Here is an 18,338-nt window from a genome sequence, read left to right as displayed (position 1 = left end):
CGCCTGTCCACAACACGACAGATGATCGACAGGACGACCTGTGAGGCGGTCGTCACATCCCTGATCCCACCCGGCAGCGTGGACCCGACCACTCCCAAGGGTCTGTTCGTCGTGCCCGGAAGGTCACTGCTTGCTGCTCGCACCCCGTCCCCGCCACCGCGCGGAGACCATCGCTCGTCCCCGTTGGTTCCGTGGGATCGCGATGGCGCTCGCCGTGCTCATCCCCACCGCCGGCGTCGCGCTCGGCACCGAGGGGGCCGCCCAGGCCGCCGTCGTGCAGTGGGGCACCGGCTCGGACCAGTCGCCGAACTACCAGGCGACCGTCAACGGCGACTTCACGATGACGGGCAACGGCGTGCTCGCCTGCACCGGCTCGGCGCTCACTGCGACGAACACCAGCGGCAGCTGCACGGACCTGCACGCGAACAACCCCGGCACGGGCGTCACCACGTCGTACAACGACTACTTCAAGATGGTGAACTCGAACACCGTCTCCGGCTTCACCACGAACTCGTCGACCGGGGCGCTGACGATCCCGGCCGGCGCCACGGTCGCGAAGGCCTACCTCGACTGGAGCGCCAACACGGGCGTGTTCACCGGCGCGGGCAACGTGACCTGCTCGGGCAACTCGGCGAACGGCTCGCAGTGGTACGCCACCCGGCCGGACGCCGCCGCCGGCTACCGGACCCAGGGCGTCCAGTTCAAGGTCGGCTCCGGCGCGATCCAGACCGTCGCCCCGCAGGCCCTGCTCGAGGACCCGTCGTCGCAGGCGAGTGCCCTGTACTACTCGGCCTCCGCCGACGTCACGAGTGCGTTCGCGAACGCCACCACCGGGTCGGCGATGAACATCAGCGCCGGCAACATCTGGGCCGCGGTCGGCGCCGGCTGCTACGCGGGCTGGTCGCTCACGGTCGTCTACGACTACGGCAAGTACATCCCGGGCAACGCCGCGAGCGCACCGCACCGGGTCATCTACTACCAGGGCCACGTGCGCGAGGCCGCGTCGGACAGCCCGCTCACCGTCAACTTCACCGGGTTCTCGGCACTGCAGGCCGGTGTGAAGTTCGGCTACACGCTGTACGAGGGCGACCGGGGCATCACTGGCGACTACATGCGGTACACCCCGCAGGGCGGCAGTCCCACCGAGGTGCTCAACACGAAGAACGCGTCGGGCAACATCGGCGTCGGGCAGGCGGACGGCTCGGTGCGGTACACGCAGACGAGCGACACGTCGACGTTCACGAACCAGAGCGTGGACGTGCACACCCAGACCCTGAGCGGTGTCGACAAGGGCGACACCTCGATGACGCTCACGGTCGGCACGAGCGGTGACTCCTACCTGCTGCAGAACGCCGTGCTGTCCGTGCCGACGGCGGCGCTCAGCGTGGTGAAGACCCTGGACGGCTCCGCGAACGACCAGTACCGGACAGCGACCGAGAACACGGCGTTCACGATCACCGTGACGAACAACGGTTCGGTGTCGCTGTCGAACATCCAGCTGACGTTCCCGGACACCGAGACCTGCACGCCGTCGACGACGATCGCCGGGCCACTGGCCTCCGGAGCGACCGCCACCGTCCGGTGCACGGGTCCGCCGCCCACCGCGGCGTCCACCACGAGCTCGGTGACCGCGACCGGTCAGGTCACCAGCGACCCGACGATCACCGTCACCGACACCAACGCGACGAACACGTACCTGTCGTCGCTCGCACTGACGAAGACCTCCGCCCTCGCCTCCGGTGCGACCGGCAAGGCGGGCGACACCGTGAACTACACGTTCACCGCCACGAACAACGGCACCTCCCCGCTGACCGGCGTCGCGATCACCGACCCGCTGTCCGGGCTCTCCGCACTCACCTACGGCACCTGGCCGTCCGGCACGAGCGGCACGCTCCAGCCCGGCCAGGCCGTCACGGCCACCGCGACCTACACGCTGACGCAGACCGACGTCGACGCCGGGTCCGTCGCGAACACCGCCACCGTCACCGGCACCGACCCGGACGGCGGCCCGAAGCCCAGCGCGACCGCGTCCCGCACCCAGCCGCTGACGGCCGCGAACGCCCTCACCCTGACGAAGGCCGGCGCCCTGGCCTCCGGCAGCACCGGCCGGGTCGGCGACACCGTGAACTGGACCTTCCGCCTGACGAACTCCGGCGCGCAGACCATCACCGGGGCCGCGATCACCGACCAGCTCGCCGGCGTCTCGGCCATCACCTACGGCACCTGGCCGTCGGGCACCACCGGTCGGCTCACCCCCGGCCAGACCGTCACCGCGACCGCCACCTCGACGCTCACCCAGGCGCAGGTCGACGCCGGCACGCTGACGAACACCGCCACCGCCGCCGGACGGAGCGCCACCGGCAGCACCGTCACGGCGCCCACCGCCACGGCGACCGTCGCGGTCCCCGCCGCCAACGCGCTCGTCCTGACGAAGAGCGGCGTCGTCGCCGCCGGGTCCACGGGCAAGGCCGGCGACACCGTGAACTGGTCGTTCACCCTGCGCAACACCGGCAACCAGACCGTGACCACCGCGTCGATCACCGACCGGCTCACCGGCGTCTCCGCGCTCACCTACGGCACCTGGCCGTCCGGCACGAGCGGCACGCTCGCGCCGGGGCAGAGCGTGACCGCCACCGCGACGTACGCGCTCACCCAGACCGACGTCGACGCGGGCAGCGTCGTGAACACCGCCGGAGCCGCAGCACGGGGCGCCACCGGCGGCACCGTCACCGCGCCGGACGCGACGGCGACCGTGGCAGTGACCGATGCCTCCAGTCTGACCATCGTCAAGGACGGGACCCTGGCATCGGGCGCGACCGGACGGGCCGGGGACACGGTCAACTGGACCTTCACCGTGACGAACGCGGGCAACCGCACCCTCACCGGCGTGACCATCGCCGACCCGCTCGCCGGGATCTCAGCGATCACGTACGGCAGCTGGGCCTCCGGCACGACCGGCAAGCTCGCGCCGGGCCAGTCCGTCACCGCGACCGCCACCTCGACGCTCACGCAGGCGCAGGTGAACGCCGGGTCGATCACGAACACGGCGACCGCGAACGGCACGAACCCGTCCGGTACCGCCGTGACGAGCGGGCAGACCTCGAAGACCGTCAACATCGCGGCCGCGCAGAAGATCGCGCTGACGAAGACCGGCGCGCTCGCGACCGGTGCCACCGGCAAGGTCGGGGACACCGTGAACTGGCAGTTCAGCGCCACGAACACCGGCAACACCACGCTGTACGGCGTCGCGATCGCCGACGGGCTGAGCGGGATCTCCGCGCTGACGTACGGCTGGCCGGGCACTGCCGGGCAGCTCGATCCGAACCAGACCGTCACCGCGACGGCCACGTACACCCTCACCCAGGCCGACGTCGACGCCGGCAGCGTGGTGAACACGGCGACCGGTGCGGGCAACACCCGTGCCGACGGCTCCGGCCAGCCCGCGTCGTCGACGGCCTCCGCCACGGTCGCGGTGTCCCGCGCACCCGGCGTCGCGATCGCCAAGACCGGCGCGCTGGCGTCCGGCGCGACCGGTGCCGTGGGGGACACCGTGAACTACACGTTCACGGTCCGGAACTCCGGCAACACCACCCTGACCGGCGTGACCGTCGCCGACCCGCTCACCGGGCTGTCGACGATCACGTACGCGTGGCCGGGCACCGCCGGGCGGCTCGCTCCCGGCCAGAGCGCCTCGGGGACGGCGACCTACAAGCTGACCCAGAAGGACGTCGACGCCGGGTTCGTCCAGAACACCGCGACGGCGACCGGCACCGCGCCGAACGGCAGCACCGCGACGAACGCCGCCACCGCGCGGACGACCGTGCCCGCGACGCCGGGGATCGCCGTGTCGAAGACCGGCGCACTCGCGTCGGGAGCGACCGGTCGTGCCGGTGACACCGTGAACTACACGTTCACGGCGCGCAACACCGGCAACCAGACCCTCACCGCCGTGAGCATCGGCGACGCGCTCGCCGGCGTCTCCACGCCGGCGTACGGCACGTGGCCGTCCGGCACCGCGGGCACCCTCGCCCCGGGCCAGACCGTCACGGCCACCGCGACCTACACGCTGACCCAGGCCGACGTCGACGCCGGCAGCGTGGTGAACACGGCGCGCGCGACCGCGACCACGCCCGCGCAGGGGTCCGTCTCGGCGACCAGTCCGAACACCCTGCCCGTGCCGTCGTCCGGAGCCCTGACGTTCACGAAGACGGGTGCGGTGGCCGGGTCGGGTTCGCCGGCGGCCGGCGGCACCGTGAACTGGACGTTCAGCGCCCGGAACACCGGCAACGTCACGCTCACGGGCGTCGCGATCACCGACCAGCTCGCGGGCCTGTCGGCGATCACGTACTCGTGGCCGGGGACGACGGGCCGCCTGGCACCGGGGCAGACCGTCACGGCCACCGCGACCTCGACGCTGACCCAGGCGCAGGTGGACGCCGGGACCGTCCGGAACACCGCGACCATCGCGGGCACCACGCCGGGCAACACCCTGGTGTCGCAGGCGACCGCGGCGTCGGTGTCCGTCGACCGGACCGTCGCGATCAGCGTCGCGAAGTCCGGTGCACTCGACGCCGGGTCGACGGGCACCGCGGGGGACCGCACCACCTGGACCCTGCGCATCACGAACACCGGGACGACCACCCTGACCGCGGTCGGGGCCACGGACTCGCTCGCCGGACTGTCCGGCCTGACGTACTCGTGGCCGGGGACCGCCGGCACGCTCGCGCCGGGGCAGACCGCCACCGCGACGGCGACCGGCACCGTGTCCCAGACCGACCTCGACGCCGGATCGGTGACGAACACCGCGACGGCGACCGGTTCCGGGCCGTCTGGTACCTCGACCGCCACGGCGCAGGGCTCCGGCACGATCCCGCTCACCGGGTCGCCGGCGCTCGGGTTCACCAAGTCGGTCGCGACGGGCACCGGGTACACCGGCCGCGCGGGCGACACGCTGGGCTACACGTTCCGCGCCACGAACTCCGGCAACCAGACCCTGACCGGCGTCACGATCACCGACCCGCACGCGGGGCTCGGGACGCTGACGTACACGTGGCCCGGTGCCGCCGGACGACTCGCACCGGGGCAGTCCGTCACGGCGACCGCGTCGTACACGGTGACCCAGGCCGACGTCGACGCCGGCACCGTGGCGAACCGTGCGACCGTGTCCGGCACCACGCCGCAGGGGACCGCTGTGTCCACCCCCGCGACCGCCACGCAGACGATCGCGCCGGCGCCGGGCATCGCGGTGTCGAAGAGCGCCGTCGTCGGTGGGACCGGCGCCGCGGGTGACACCGTCACGTACCGCTTCGACGTCGCGAACACCGGCACCACCACGCTCACGGGCGTCGGCGTGAGCGACCAGCTCGCCGGCCTGTCCGGGATCACGTTCGGCACGTGGCCGTCCGGCACCACCGGCACCCTCGCGCCGGGCCAGACCGTCCGCGGGACGGCGACCTACGCCGTCACCCAGTCGGACATCGACGCGGGCAGCATCGTGAACACCGCGACGTCGACGGCCTCCACCCCGAGCGGCGGCACCGTCCGGGCGACCGGCGCGGCCACGGTCACCCCGGCCTCCGGCGCACCGGCGATCTCGCTCGCGAAGACCGAGCGTCTCGCCACGAGCGCCACCGGCGTCGCGGGCGACACCGTCCGGCTCGGGTACACGATCACGAACAGCGGCAACCAGACCCTGACGAACGTGACGCTCACCGACGAGCAGTCCGGGCACTCCGCGTTCACCTACGGCACGTGGCCGTCCGGTACCGCGGGGAACCTCGGCGTCGGGCAGTCCGTCACCGTCACCGCGACCTACACGCTCACCCAGGCCGACGTCGACCGCGGCACCGTGTCGAGCGACGCCGCCACCACCGGCGTCTCGCCTGGTGGCACCACCGTCCGTGCGACCGACACCGGCTCGGTGAGCACGAAGCGCACCCCGGCGGTGTCCCTCACCGAGACCGGGTCCGTGACGAGCGGCTCCGGTGGCGTCGGCTCCGTCGTCACCTGGACGTACCAGGCGAAGAACACCGGCACCGTCACGCTGACGATCCCCGAGGTCGTGCACGCCCTCGGCGGCACGGTGACGTACGCGTGGCCGAACGCGCCGAACACCCTCGCACCAGGCCAGACCGTCACCGCGACCACCACCTCCACCGTCGCCCAGGCCGACGTCGACGCCGGCGCCCTGGTCGACACCTCCTCGGTCACCGGCACCGCACCGACCGGTACCGACCCGGCCACCGTGTCCGCCACCGCGGCCGCGACCGTCCCCACCTCGAGCGCGGCACCGGGGCTCGCCGTCACGAAGGCCGAGACCTTCGACGCCGACGGCTCGAAGGCCCGTGCAGCGACCGCGGGCGACCAGGTCGACATGCGCTACGTCGTCACGAACACCGGCAACGTGACCCTCACCGTCGTCGGCGTGCAGGACGCCCAGCGCGGCATCTCGAGCGTCGTCTTCGCCGACGGTGACACCACCATCACCCTCGCGCCCGGCCGTTCCGCGACCGCCACCGCGACGTACACGCTCAGCCAGTCCGACGTCGACGCCGGCGGCATCCGCTCCGCGGCGACCGCGTTCGGCACCACCCCGGCCGGCACCCGCGTCACCGCGACCGCCACCGACGGCGTCACGATCACGCCGACCCCGGCCGTGACACTGACGAAGACGGCCCGCTACGGCCAGTCCGCCGACGGCGCCGTGCAGAGCGGCCGGGTCGGCGACACCGTCGTGTTCTCGTTCCTCGCGACCAACACCGGCTCCGTCACCCTGAGCGGCCTCGCCCTGCGCGACCAGCTCATCGGGCTCGGCACCTCGACCCCGGTCGCCGACGCAGCGGCCGCCGGACAGCTCCGCGACCTCGAGTGGTCCGGCGGCACGGCCGGCTCCCTCGCCCCCGGTGAACGACTCCGCGCCACCGCGCGGTACACCGTGACGCAGGCCGACGTCGACGCCGGCGCGATCACGAACACGGCGACCGTCACCGGTACCACGCCCGCCGGTGCCACCACGAGCCGCGACGCGAGCGTGACGATCGCCACCGACGCCGACAACACCGCGGCGATCGGCATCGTCAAGGACGCGTCCGTCCGCGACACCGGCAGCGCTCCCCGGCCCGGGGACCCGGTCGACCTCCGGTACACGGTCACGAACACGGGTGACTTCACCCTGACCGGCGTGGCCGTCACCGATGCCGGCGCAGGCGCCGTCACGTACGGCACCTGGCCGTCCGGGACCACCGGCACGCTCACCCCGGGCCAGACCGTCACCGCCACCGCCGTGCACGCCCTGACCCAGGCGGACATCGACGCCGGGTACGTCACCAGCCCGGCGACGACCCGCGGCACCCCGTCCAACGGCGGTGCGGCCGTCACGGCGACGAGCTACCGAACGGTCCCCGTCACGCAGGTGAACACCTTCGACTTCACGAAGTCCGGCGTGCCCACGGGCAGCAGCGCGGGCGTCGGCGACGACCTCCGGTTCACCCTCACCGCGCGGAACACCGGCAACACCACGCTCGACCTGCTGCAGATGACCGACCAGCTGCAGGGCGTCGGCGTGCTGTCCTACACCTGGCCGGACCCGTCCCGCCCCGGCGTCGTCGCACCCGGCGAGGTCGCCACCGCCACGGCTGCGTACACGATCAGCCAGGCGGACGTGGACTCCGGCAGCGTCGTGAACACCGCGAACGCCGTCGCGAGCCCGCCGGCCGGAGCCGCGATCACCAAGACCGCCACGAGCACCACCGCGGTCGACGCGAGCGCTCCGACGATCAGCCTCGACAAGACCGAGGCCGTCGCCGACGGGTCCGCGGGCGTCGCCGGCGACACCGTGCGCTTCGGGTACACGATCACGAACACCGGGACGACGACACTGACGGGCGTCGGACTGACCGACGAGCAGCAGGGGCTGTCCGGCATCACGTTCGGCGCGTGGCCCTCGGGCACCACCGGCACGCTCGCCCCTGGTCAGTCGGTCACCGCGACCGCGAGCTACCGGCTCACCCAGGCGGACGTCGACCGTGCCGCGGCGGACACCGACGACCACGTCGCGCTGTCCAGCGGCGCCACCACCACCGCGACCGACCGGCGGAGCGGTGCGGCGGTCTCGGCGACCGACGACGGCAGCGTCGTGCTCGACCCGGCCTCGGCCGTGTCGACGCGCAAGACGGCCGCGGTCGTCGGCGCCGGTGACATCGGTGCGGTGCGGGTCGGCGACGTCGTCCGGTACACCGTCACCGCGACGAACACCGGGCAGACCACCCTCACCAGCGTGACGGTCGACGACCCGCTCGCCGGGCTCGGCACCCCCACCACGACGTGGCCGAACGCCACCGCGGGCACCCTGTCGCCCGGCCAGGCGGTCGTCGTCACGGCGGACCGCACGGTCACGCAGGACGACGTGGACGCCGGGTCGATCGCGAACACCGCGACCACGACGGGCACCACCCCCGCCGGCACGACCGTGTCCGGTTCGGGGACGCGCACCGTCGTCACGACGACCGGTGCACCGGGCATCGGGATCCAGAAGACCGAGACGAACCGGGGCGACGGTGCCGCGGGCGACACCGTCGACCTGACGTTCACGGTCACGAACACCGGCGACGTCACGCTCACCGGCGTCGGGGTCACCGACTCGCAGCAGGGTGTCTCCGCGATCCGCTTCGACGCCTGGCCTGGTGGCACCGCCGGACGCCTCGCTCCGGGGCAGTCCGTCGTCGCCCACGCCACGTACACGCTCACACAGCAGGACGTCGACCGCGGCAGCATCGCGAGCACGGCGACGACCACGGGCACCCCGCCCCGCGGCGCCGACGTGGCCGCGTCCGACGACGGCGGCGTGACCGTCGCACCGCGCGGTGCCCTGTCGATCGACAAGACGGGCAGCCTCGGCGGCTCGACCGGGGCCGTCGGCGACACCGTCCGCTACACGTTCCGCATCGCGAACACCGGCAACGTCACCGTGACCGGGGTCGCCGTCTCCGACGTCCTCGCCGGGGTGTCGGCCGTCGAGGTCGCCGACTGGCCCGCCGCGGCCGGACGCCTGGCCCCCGGGCAGGTCGTCACCGGCACTGCGACGTACCGCGTCACCCAGGCCGACGTCGACGCCGGCAGCGTCCTGAACGACGCCACCGTCACCGGCAGCACGCCCACGGGCGACTCCGTCACGGCGTCCGACGCCGCGACCGTCGCGCTCGCCACGGCCGTCCCCGGCATCCGGCTCGACAAGACCGAGCAGCTCGGCGCCGGCGCGACCGGCGTCGCGGGCGACACCGTGCGGTTCGGGTACACGATCACGAACACCGGCACGGCGACGCTGTCCGCCGTCGAGCTCGCGGACGCACAGGAGGGACTGTCGGACATCGCGTTCGGCACCTGGCCGACCGCCGTCGGTACCCTCGCGCCCGGTCAGTCCGTCACGGCGACCGCGTCGTACACGCTGACCCAGGCGGACGTGGACCGCGGCAGCGTCGCGAGCACCGCGACCACGACGGGCACCGGTCCGACCGGCACCCGCGTCGGCGACACCGCGCAGGGCTCGGTCGCGCTGACCGCAGCGGCCGGCGTCGGCGTCACCAAGCGCGCCGCGTACGTCGACGGCGGCACGGGTCGCGTCGGCGACACCGTCCGCTACACCTTCACCGTCACGAACACCGGCCAGGTCACGCTCGGCTCGGCGCGCGTCACGGACCGCCTCACCGGACTCGGCACCATCACGGTGGCGGCCGGCCCGAACGGCGACGGCTCGCTCGCACCGGGACAGTCCCTCACCGCGACGGCCGGGTACACGGTCACGCAGGCCGACGTCGACGCCGGCGCGATCGTCAACCAGGCGACCGCCACGGCGACACCGGCCCGCGGTGCGGACGTCACGGCGTCCGACAGCGCCACGATCAGGACGGACGACGGTGCGCCGGCCATCGCCCTGACGAAGACCGAGCAGCTCGCCGCGACCGGCACGCCGGCCGTCGGTGACACGGTCCGGCTCGGCTACACGATCACGAACACCGGGAACCAGACGCTCCGGGGTGTCGTGGTCGCGGACGCCCAGACCGGGTCGAGCGCCGTCACGTACGGCACGTGGCCGGGTGCCGTGGGCACGCTCGCTCCCGGACAGTCCGTCACGGCCACCGCGACGTACGCGCTCACCCAGGCGGACCTCGACGCGGGTCGCGTCGCGAGCGCCGCCACCGCCACCGGCACGGCACCGACGGGAGGCACGGTGCGCGCCACCGACACCGCCGGCGTCGACCTCGCCCAGGCTCCGGAGCTCACCCTGCTCAAGCAGGGTCTGCTCGCGCCCGGTGCGACCGGGTCGGCGGGCGAGGGCATCCGCTACACCTTCACCGCCACGAACACCGGCAACGTGACCGTCACGCTGCTCGACCTGATCGACCGCATGCCCGGCCTCAGCGACCCGACCGTCGACGAGTGGCCGGGAGCGGTCGGCGTGCTCGCCCCGGGGCAGACCGTCACCGCCTCGGCGACGTACACGATCACGCAGTCGGACGTCGACGCCGGCGCCGTCACGAACACCGCGACCGTCGTGGGGCGTGCGCCAGACGGCTCGGACGTGACCGGGACCGACGGCACCACCGTCGAGACCGCCGCGTCCGGCCCGCGCATCGGCGTGGTGAAGACCGCGGCGCTCGCGAGCGGCTCCACCGGCGTGGCCGGCGACCGCGTCGAGTACACCTACGCGATCACGAACACCGGCAACGTCACGCTGACCGGCGTCACCGCCCGCGACGACCAGACCGACGTGTCCACCGTCGTGTACGGCACCTGGCCGGGCGCCGTCGGGCGGCTCGCACCGGGGGAGACCGTCACCGCGACGGCGTCCCACGTGCTCACCCAGGCCGAGGTCGACCGCGGCACCCTGACGAGCACCGTCACGGCCACGGGGAACGCCCCCGGCGGCACGGGGGTCAGCGACGCCGACACCCGCTCGGTGACCATCGCCCCGTCGCCCGCGATCACGCTGTCGAAGACCGCCGCGTACACCGACGGCGGCACCGGACGCGTCGGCGACACCGTGCGCTACTCGTTCCGCGCGCAGAACACCGGCACCGTCACCCTCACCGGGATCACGGCGTCCGACCGGCTCGCCGGGCTCTCCGCGATCGACGCCGACTGGCCGGGCACGGCGGGCACGCTCGCCCCGGGTGCCGTCGTCACCGCGACGGCGACGTACACGGTCACCCAGGCCGACGTCGACGCCGGCAGCATCGTCAACCAGGCCACGGTCGTCGGCAACCCGCCGACCGGGGCACCGGTGACCGCGACCGACGGCGCGACGATCCGCACGGCGGACCCGTCCGACGCGATCGCGCTCGTCAAGGACGAGCGCGTGACCTCGGGCACGGGCGTCGCGGGCGACACCGTCACGCTGACGTTCACCGTCTCGAACCCCGGGAACCGCACGCTCACCGGCGTCACGCTCGACGACGACCAGGCGCGCCTCGGCACCGTCACCTACGGCACCTGGCCCGGTACGGTCGGCACGCTCGCGCCCGGGCAGTCCGTCACCGCGACCGCCACGTACACGCTCACCCAGGCGGACGTCGACCGCGGATCGATCGCCAGCACTGCCACGACGACGGCGACCGTCCCCTCGGGCGAGGTCGTCACCGCCACGGCCGACGGCGGAGTGGACACCGTCCGCACCGGCTCGTGGACGTTCGACAAGACCGGCGTGCTGGCCGACGGCGCACAGGGCGACCTGGGCGACCGCATCGTCTGGACGTACCGGGTGACGAACACCGGCACCGTCACGCTCACCGACGTCGCGGTCGCGGACGCCCTGCCCGGGGTCTCCGCACCCGTCGTCGGGACGTGGCCGAACGGCACCGCCGGGAAGCTCCTGCCCGGGCAGTCGGTGACCGCCACGGCACGCTCGACCGTCGCGCAGTCGGACGTCGATGCCGGGAGTGTCGTGAACACCGCGACCGCCGACGCCACCGTGCCGACCGGTGTGACCGACCCCGGTCCGCAGCGGGACAGTGCGACGGTCGCGCTGCGTGCCTCGACCCAGCAGATCGCCGTCACGAAGACCGCGAGCCTGGCCGACGGCGCGACCGGGAAGGCCGGTGACACGGTCGACTTCGGGTACGTCGTGACGAACACCGGCACGTCGACCGTCCGCGGTGTGACACTCGCCGACGCGCAGACCGGCACGTCCGCGATCACGATCGCGTGGCCGGGGACCACCGGGGTGCTCGCGCCCGGGGAGTCCGCGCGCGCCTCCGCGACCTACGTGCTCACGCAGGCCGACGTCGACGAGGGAACCCAGGCCTCCCGGGTCACCGCGACCGGCACCGCACCCGGTGGCGCGACCGTCGACGCCGCCGACACCGCGACCGTCACCATCACGGCGCGACCGGCCCTGCAGCTCACCGAGCAGGGTGCGCTCGCACCCGGCGCGACCGGCGCCGTCGGCGACACCGTGCAGTGGACGTACACCGTGACGAACTCCGGCACCGTGTCCCTCGACCAGGCCGCGATCGCCCAGCAGCTGGCAGGCTCCGGCGACGTGGTGTTCGGCACCTGGCCGGGCGCCCCCGGCGTGCTCGCCCCCGGGCAGACGGTCACCGCGACGGCGACCTCGACGATCACCCAGGCGCAGTTCGACGCTGGCCGCGTCACCAACTCGGCCACCGCGTCCGGTACCGCTCCGGACGGCGCCGTCGTCACCGCCGACGCCACCGCGACGGTCGAGACCGGCCCCGCCGACGCCCGGATCGGGATCACGAAGACCGCTGCGCTGCCGGACGGCGACACCGCGCCGCGGGCCGGCGACGTCGTGACGTTCACCTACCGGGTGACGAACAGCGGCACGTCGACGCTCTCCGGCGTCACGGTCACCGACGCGCAGGACGGCGTGGGCACCGTGTCGTACGACTGGCCCGGGACCGCGGGCGTGCTCGTACCGGGCCAGGTCGTCACCGCGACCGATACGTACACGCTCACCCAGGCGGACGTCGACCGCGGGAGCCTCGGCAGCACCGCGACCACGACGGGCACCCCGCCGAACGGCCCCGACGTCACCGCCGACGCGGACGCGACGCTCGTGCTGCCCGGCGCCCCGGCGCTCACCGTCACCAAGGACGGCGTGCTCGCCGACGGTGCGGCCGGTTCCGTCGGGGACACCGTCGACTACCGCGTGACGATCCGGAACACCGGCACCACCACCCTGCGCGACGTCGCCGCGAGCGACCCGCTGCCGGGGCTCGGCGCGCTGACGTTCCCCGACGCGTTCGACGGCACGCTCGCCCCCGGGGCCGACGTCGTCGCCACCGCGGCGTACACGGTCACGCAGGACGACGTCGACGCCGGCAGCGTCGTGAACACCGCGACGGCGACCGCCAACCCGCCGACCGGTGGCCCGGTCTCCGCCGAGGGCAGCGCCACCGTGACGCTCGCCGCGGCCGACGCGGGCATCGACATCGTGAAGACCCAGCGCCTCGCCGACGGCGCCACGGGACGGGCGGGCGACCAGGTCGCCTTCACGTTCACGATCACCAACACCGGTGCGACGACGCTCCGCGGGGTCACCGTCGCCGACGGGCAGCCCGGCCTCGGCGCGATCTCGGTCGACTGGCCCGCCGGGTCCGGAGTCCTCCGGCCCGGGCAGACCGCCACGGCGACGGCGACCTACACGCTGACCCAGCGGGACGTCGACCGTGGTTCGGTCTCGAGCACGGCGACCACGACCGGCACGAGCCCGACCGGGGCGACCGTGCGGGCCTCGGACGACGGCTCGACCACGGTCACCGGGACCCCCGGTCTCACCGTCACGAAGTCCGGCGCACCCGCGTCCGGCACGACAGCGGGCCGCGGCACCGAGCTCCGCTGGACGATCGACGTCCGGAACAGCGGCACCGTCACGCTCACCGGGGTCGCGGTGAACGACGACCTCGCCGGCTTCCGGACCACCGACACGGCGTGGCCCGGCGCTTCGGGTACCCTCGCGCCGGGCGAGACGGCGCGGGTCACGGGCACGAGCACCGTCGGCCAGGCGGACGTCGACGCCGGCGGGGTCGTGAACACCGCGCGGGCGACCGGCACGGCACCGGACGGTGTCGTGGTGGACGGCGGCGGCGCGGCGACGGTGCCGACGGACACCGCGTCGACCGGTATCTCGATCGTGAAGACCGCGACCCTGGCGCCGGGAGCGACCGGCGCCGCGGGCGACACCGTCCGGTACCACTACGTCGTCACGAACGGCGGCGACACCACCCTCCGGGGCGTCACCGTGCGTGACGCCGGGGCCGGAGTCTCCCCGATGACCTACGCCTGGCCGGGCGAACCGGGCGTGCTCCTCCCCGGGGAGACCGTCGAGGTCGACGCGACCGTCGTGGTCACCCAGGCGGACGTGGACGCCGGATCGCTGTCCTCGCCGGCGACGGTCGTCGGCACTGCACCGGGCGGCACCACGGTCACCGACACCTCGGAGGCCGGGGTCTCCCTGCCGAACGCACCGCACCTGACGCTCGACAAGCGCGGGGTGCTCGCGGCCGGGGCGACCGGCACAGTCGGGGACCGCGTGGACTACACGTTCACCGTGACGAACGACGGCTCCACGCCGATCACCGACGTGACCCTCGACGACGGCCTCGCCGGACTCACCGACGTCAGCTGGACCTGGCCGGGCACCCCAGGTTCGCTCGCCCCGGGTGAGCAGGCGACCGGCACGGCGAGCTACCGCATCACCCAGGCGGACGTCGACGCCGGCGGCGTGGTCAACACCGCGACCGTGGGCGGCACCGCACCGGGCGGCACCGACGTCACGAGCGGAGCGTCCTCGGCCACCGCGCCGGTCGCGGGCCGCGGCTCGCTCACGATCGACAAGACCGTGCAGTACGCCGCCGGGACCGACGGGGCCGTGGGACAGCAGCTGCAGTACGGCTTCACGCTCGTCAACACCGGCACCGTCACCCTGCGCGGCGTGCACGTCGACGACCGGCTCGCCGGGCTCTCCGACGTCGTCTACGGGCAGTGGCCCGGCGCCGCGGGCGTCCTCGCCCCCGGGCAGCGGGTCACGGCGACCGCCACCTACGTGGTCGGTCAGGCCGACGGCGCTTCGGGTAGCGTCGAGAACAGCGCGACGGCGATCGGGACGCCGCAGCCCGGGACCCTGCCCGGAGACGGACCGATCACCTCAGTGCCCGACACCGTCCGGATCGCGGTCCACCCGGCCGCGGGGCTCCCTGCCCTCGCGTTCACCGGGTCCGACCCCGTGCCGGCAATCGCCGTGGCCGCACTCCTCGTGGCGCTCGGCATCGCAACGGCGGCCATCGGGAGCCGCCGTCGCACCAGGAAGGAACACCGATGACCCTGCGCCCCACGCGCTCCCTGTCCGTCCGGATCCTGGCGCTCGCCGGGGTCGCCGCGCTCGGCGTCGGCCTCGCCGGCTGCTCGGGTGGTGACAGCCCCGACGGGAAGGCCTCGGCGTCGTCCTCCGCGGCGGCCACCGAGCGCCCGGCGATCACCGACGTGCAGACGCCCGCCGGTGGGTCCGGGGACTTCGTCGGCGCGAAGTCGGACGTGCAGGTCACCTCGTGCAAGCGCTCCGGCTCGTCGTGGGCCGTCGCGGGGACGGTCAAGAACCCCGAGAAGACCGGTCAGGGGTACCGCATCTACGTCTCGCTGCTCAAGGGAGCGTCGGACACCCGTGCCGTCAAGGAGGTCGACGTCGCCTCCGTCGGCGCCGGCTCCTCGGCGGACTGGGACACCACGATCGACACGTCGGAGAGCGGGCTCTCCTGCGTGCTGCGCGTGGAGCGCTTCGCGGCCTGACGGCCTCGCTCGCCGGTGGTGCCCCTCCCTCGCTCGCACGCGACCGCCCAGGTGGGCGGTGTCCGGCGAGCCGCCCCGCTGCTCCACCGCGCTCGACTCGTCTCGACGATCGAGCAGGCCGCGCGCTCCGGCCGGGTGGTCGTCGTCGCCGGACCCCCGCGGTCCGGCGTGACGACGCTCGTCACCGACTGGGCGGACCGGACGGCGCTGCTGGTCGACCACACCGTGACCGCCCCGGGTCGGCTCCGGCAGGTCGCTGACGACGACCCGGCCGGGAGGCACGTCCTCCTCGTCGACGACGCCCACCTCCTCGGGGCGGCCGGCACCAGGGCCCTGCTCGCGTCCGCCGCGGAGCGACCGGTCGTCCTCGCCGGACGGGCGGGCCCCGCGCTCGACGCCGTCGCGGACGAGGGGCACGCCACCGTCCTCGGCGCCGGAGACCTCGCGTTCGACGCAGCCGAGACGGCCGCCCTGCTCGGCCGGGCGGTCGGCGTGGTGGTCGCCCCCGCGTTCGTCGCCCGCACCACCGCCGACGTCGGCGGGCTCGCGGGCGTGCTCGCCGCGGCGGCCACCGCCCTCGCGGACGAGGACCGTCCACCCGTGGACCTCGCCACCCGGTTCGACCGGGCAGCGACGACGGCGACCCGGGGCTGGGTCGGCCAGACCGTGCAGGAGCCGTGGTTGCGGAGCTTCGCGGAGCGCGCCGCCGTGGTGCCGTCCGCCCCGGCCGAGTTCCTCGCCGAGCTCGGTGGGAACACCGGGACCGACCTCGCGGCCGTGCACCGAGCCGCCGCCGACGCCGGGCTCGGACGACTCGACGGCGACGGGTTCGCCTGGTTCGACGGCATCGCCCGGGCGCTCCGCGCATCGGGTGCCGCGACGGACGCCGACGGCCACCGCGAGGTCGTCCGCCGGGCAGCCGCGTGGGCGATCACCCACGACGACACCGTCACCGCCATCGACGCCGCCGTGCAGCTCGACGACCTCGACCTGCTCTCCGACGTCCTCAGCACCGCGTGGACCCGGATCACCGGCCCCGGAGCCCCGGCGATCGCCCGGCTCCTCGACCCGATCCGGCCGAAGCGGGCCGCGCGGCACCCGGTCGTCCTCGCCGCGATCGCCCGCTCCGAGTCGGCTGCCGACCGGCACCACGCCCGGGCCTCCCGCGTGAACGCCGCCGTCATCCCCGCCGTCGCCGCGGTCCTGCCCAACGCGCCGTCCGCCGACGCCGTGTTCCTCGCCGCGATCGACGCCCAGGCGCGCCGGATCGTCGGCGACGACGTGGGCGCCGTGGCGGCGGCGACCACGGCCCGGATCCGGCTCGACGCGCTCGACGCGACGGCCGCCGACCGACTCGCACCGCGCCTCCCGTTCGTCCTGCAGCAGATCGCGGCCACCGAACTGGCGGCCGGCGACGGCGAGGGGGCACTCGCCACCCTCGCCCGGATCGAACCCGTCGAGGGCGCCGACGGCGACCTGCAGCGTGCCGCAGCCGAGGGACTGACCGCGCTCGTGCACGCACTCGGCGGCGAGGTCGACGTCGCACGGCGGCTGCTCGACGGCGGCCGGCCGCTCGACGTACCGACGGGGGCGCTCGCGACCGCGATCGTCGCCCTGGAGGCGGGCGACCCGGACGACGTGCAGCAGATCCTCCGCCGGGTCGACCCGCTGTTCGGTGCGTTCGAGCACTGGCCGATCGTCCTCGCGGTGCGCGCCCGCGCCAGCACCGTCGCCGAACGTGTCCCACCCGAGGACCAGCTCACCGCGCACGACGCCGGGGTGCATCGCTACCGGCAGCGCAGCACCGCCGGCGGGGTCGGCGCGCGGATGCTCGCGCTCGCACGGGTGCGGCTCCAGCTCGCCGCCGGACAGCTCTCGCAGGCCGAGCGGGGACTCGAGGCGCTCGGTGCCGTGCAGGTCTGGAACGCGGCCGAGCACATGGGGCTCGCGCTGGCCCGGTCCGAACCGGAGCGCGCACTGGCGATCGTCAACGCCGTCGCCGTGCACGGGGTCTACCAGGCCCGCACCACCGCGCTGCTCGTGCTGCTGCGGGCCGTGGCGCTGCGACGGACGGGCGACGTGCTCGCTGCGGTCGCGGCGTTCCGGGAGGCGATGGACCTGTTCGACCGGCACGGCCTCCGTGGAGAGCTGCTCACGCCGCCGCGGGACGACGTCCGACAGCTCGTCGACGCGTCGGGGGACGAGCGGGCGCGGGCGCTGTGGGCATCGCTGAGCGGGCTGCGGTCGGTGTTCCCGGGTCCGGACGTCGGGGTCGTGCTGTCCGAGCGGGAGTCGGTCGTGCTCGGGCTGCTCGGGGAGCCGTTGAGCGTGCCGGGGATCGCGTCGGAGCTGCACGTGTCGGTGAACACCGTGAAGACGCAGGTGCGGAGCGTGTACCGGAAGCTCGGGGTGTCGACGCGGCGCGAGGCGGTCGAGCAGGGGCGGTCGCTCGGGTTGTCCGGCGCGTAGGGCGGCGGGGCGGGGCGGCGCGGGGCGGCGCCTCGTCGCGTTGCAGCGAGGCGGGGCGCCGCCCGGAC

General features: G+C 74.3%; 3 protein-coding genes. All 3 read left to right on the top strand.

The features are described from left to right. The first annotated feature begins 130 nt into the window (after positions 1-130). From ABIC61_RS11320 to ABIC61_RS11310, 3 genes are read left to right on the top strand one after another with little or no spacing between them, the layout of a single operon-like run. On the top strand, positions 131-15,337 hold the full coding sequence (locus tag ABIC61_RS11320) for a CLIPPER-2 domain-containing protein (RefSeq protein WP_354029979.1): 15,207 nt from the start codon (positions 131-133) through the stop codon (positions 15,335-15,337). Next, positions 15,334-15,801 (top strand): hypothetical protein, encoded by a 468-nt coding sequence (locus ABIC61_RS11315; protein WP_354029978.1) that lies wholly within the window; start codon positions 15,334-15,336, stop codon positions 15,799-15,801. The genes ABIC61_RS11320 and ABIC61_RS11315 overlap by 4 nt, the downstream gene beginning before the upstream one ends. Positions 15,802-15,819: 18 nt before the next feature. Next, positions 15,820-18,270 carry a LuxR C-terminal-related transcriptional regulator gene (locus ABIC61_RS11310; protein ID WP_354029977.1) on the top strand — a complete coding sequence of 817 codons (2,451 nt, stop codon included), beginning with the start codon at positions 15,820-15,822 and terminating at the stop codon, positions 18,268-18,270. Positions 18,271-18,338 lie beyond the last annotated feature (68 nt).

It is taken from the genome of Curtobacterium sp. 1544, from assembly GCF_040544915.1.
GTDB lineage: Bacteria > Actinomycetota > Actinomycetes > Actinomycetales > Microbacteriaceae > Curtobacterium > Curtobacterium pusillum_C.
The sequence above is the reverse complement of the archived record's forward strand: the minus strand, read 5'-3'. Positions and strand labels throughout refer to the sequence as shown.

Coding starts and splice junctions, on each gene's coding strand:
- ABIC61_RS11315 (WP_354029978.1), top strand. CDS start 15,334: ATGACCCTGCGCCCCACGCGCTCCCTGTCCGTCCGGATCCTGGCGCTC.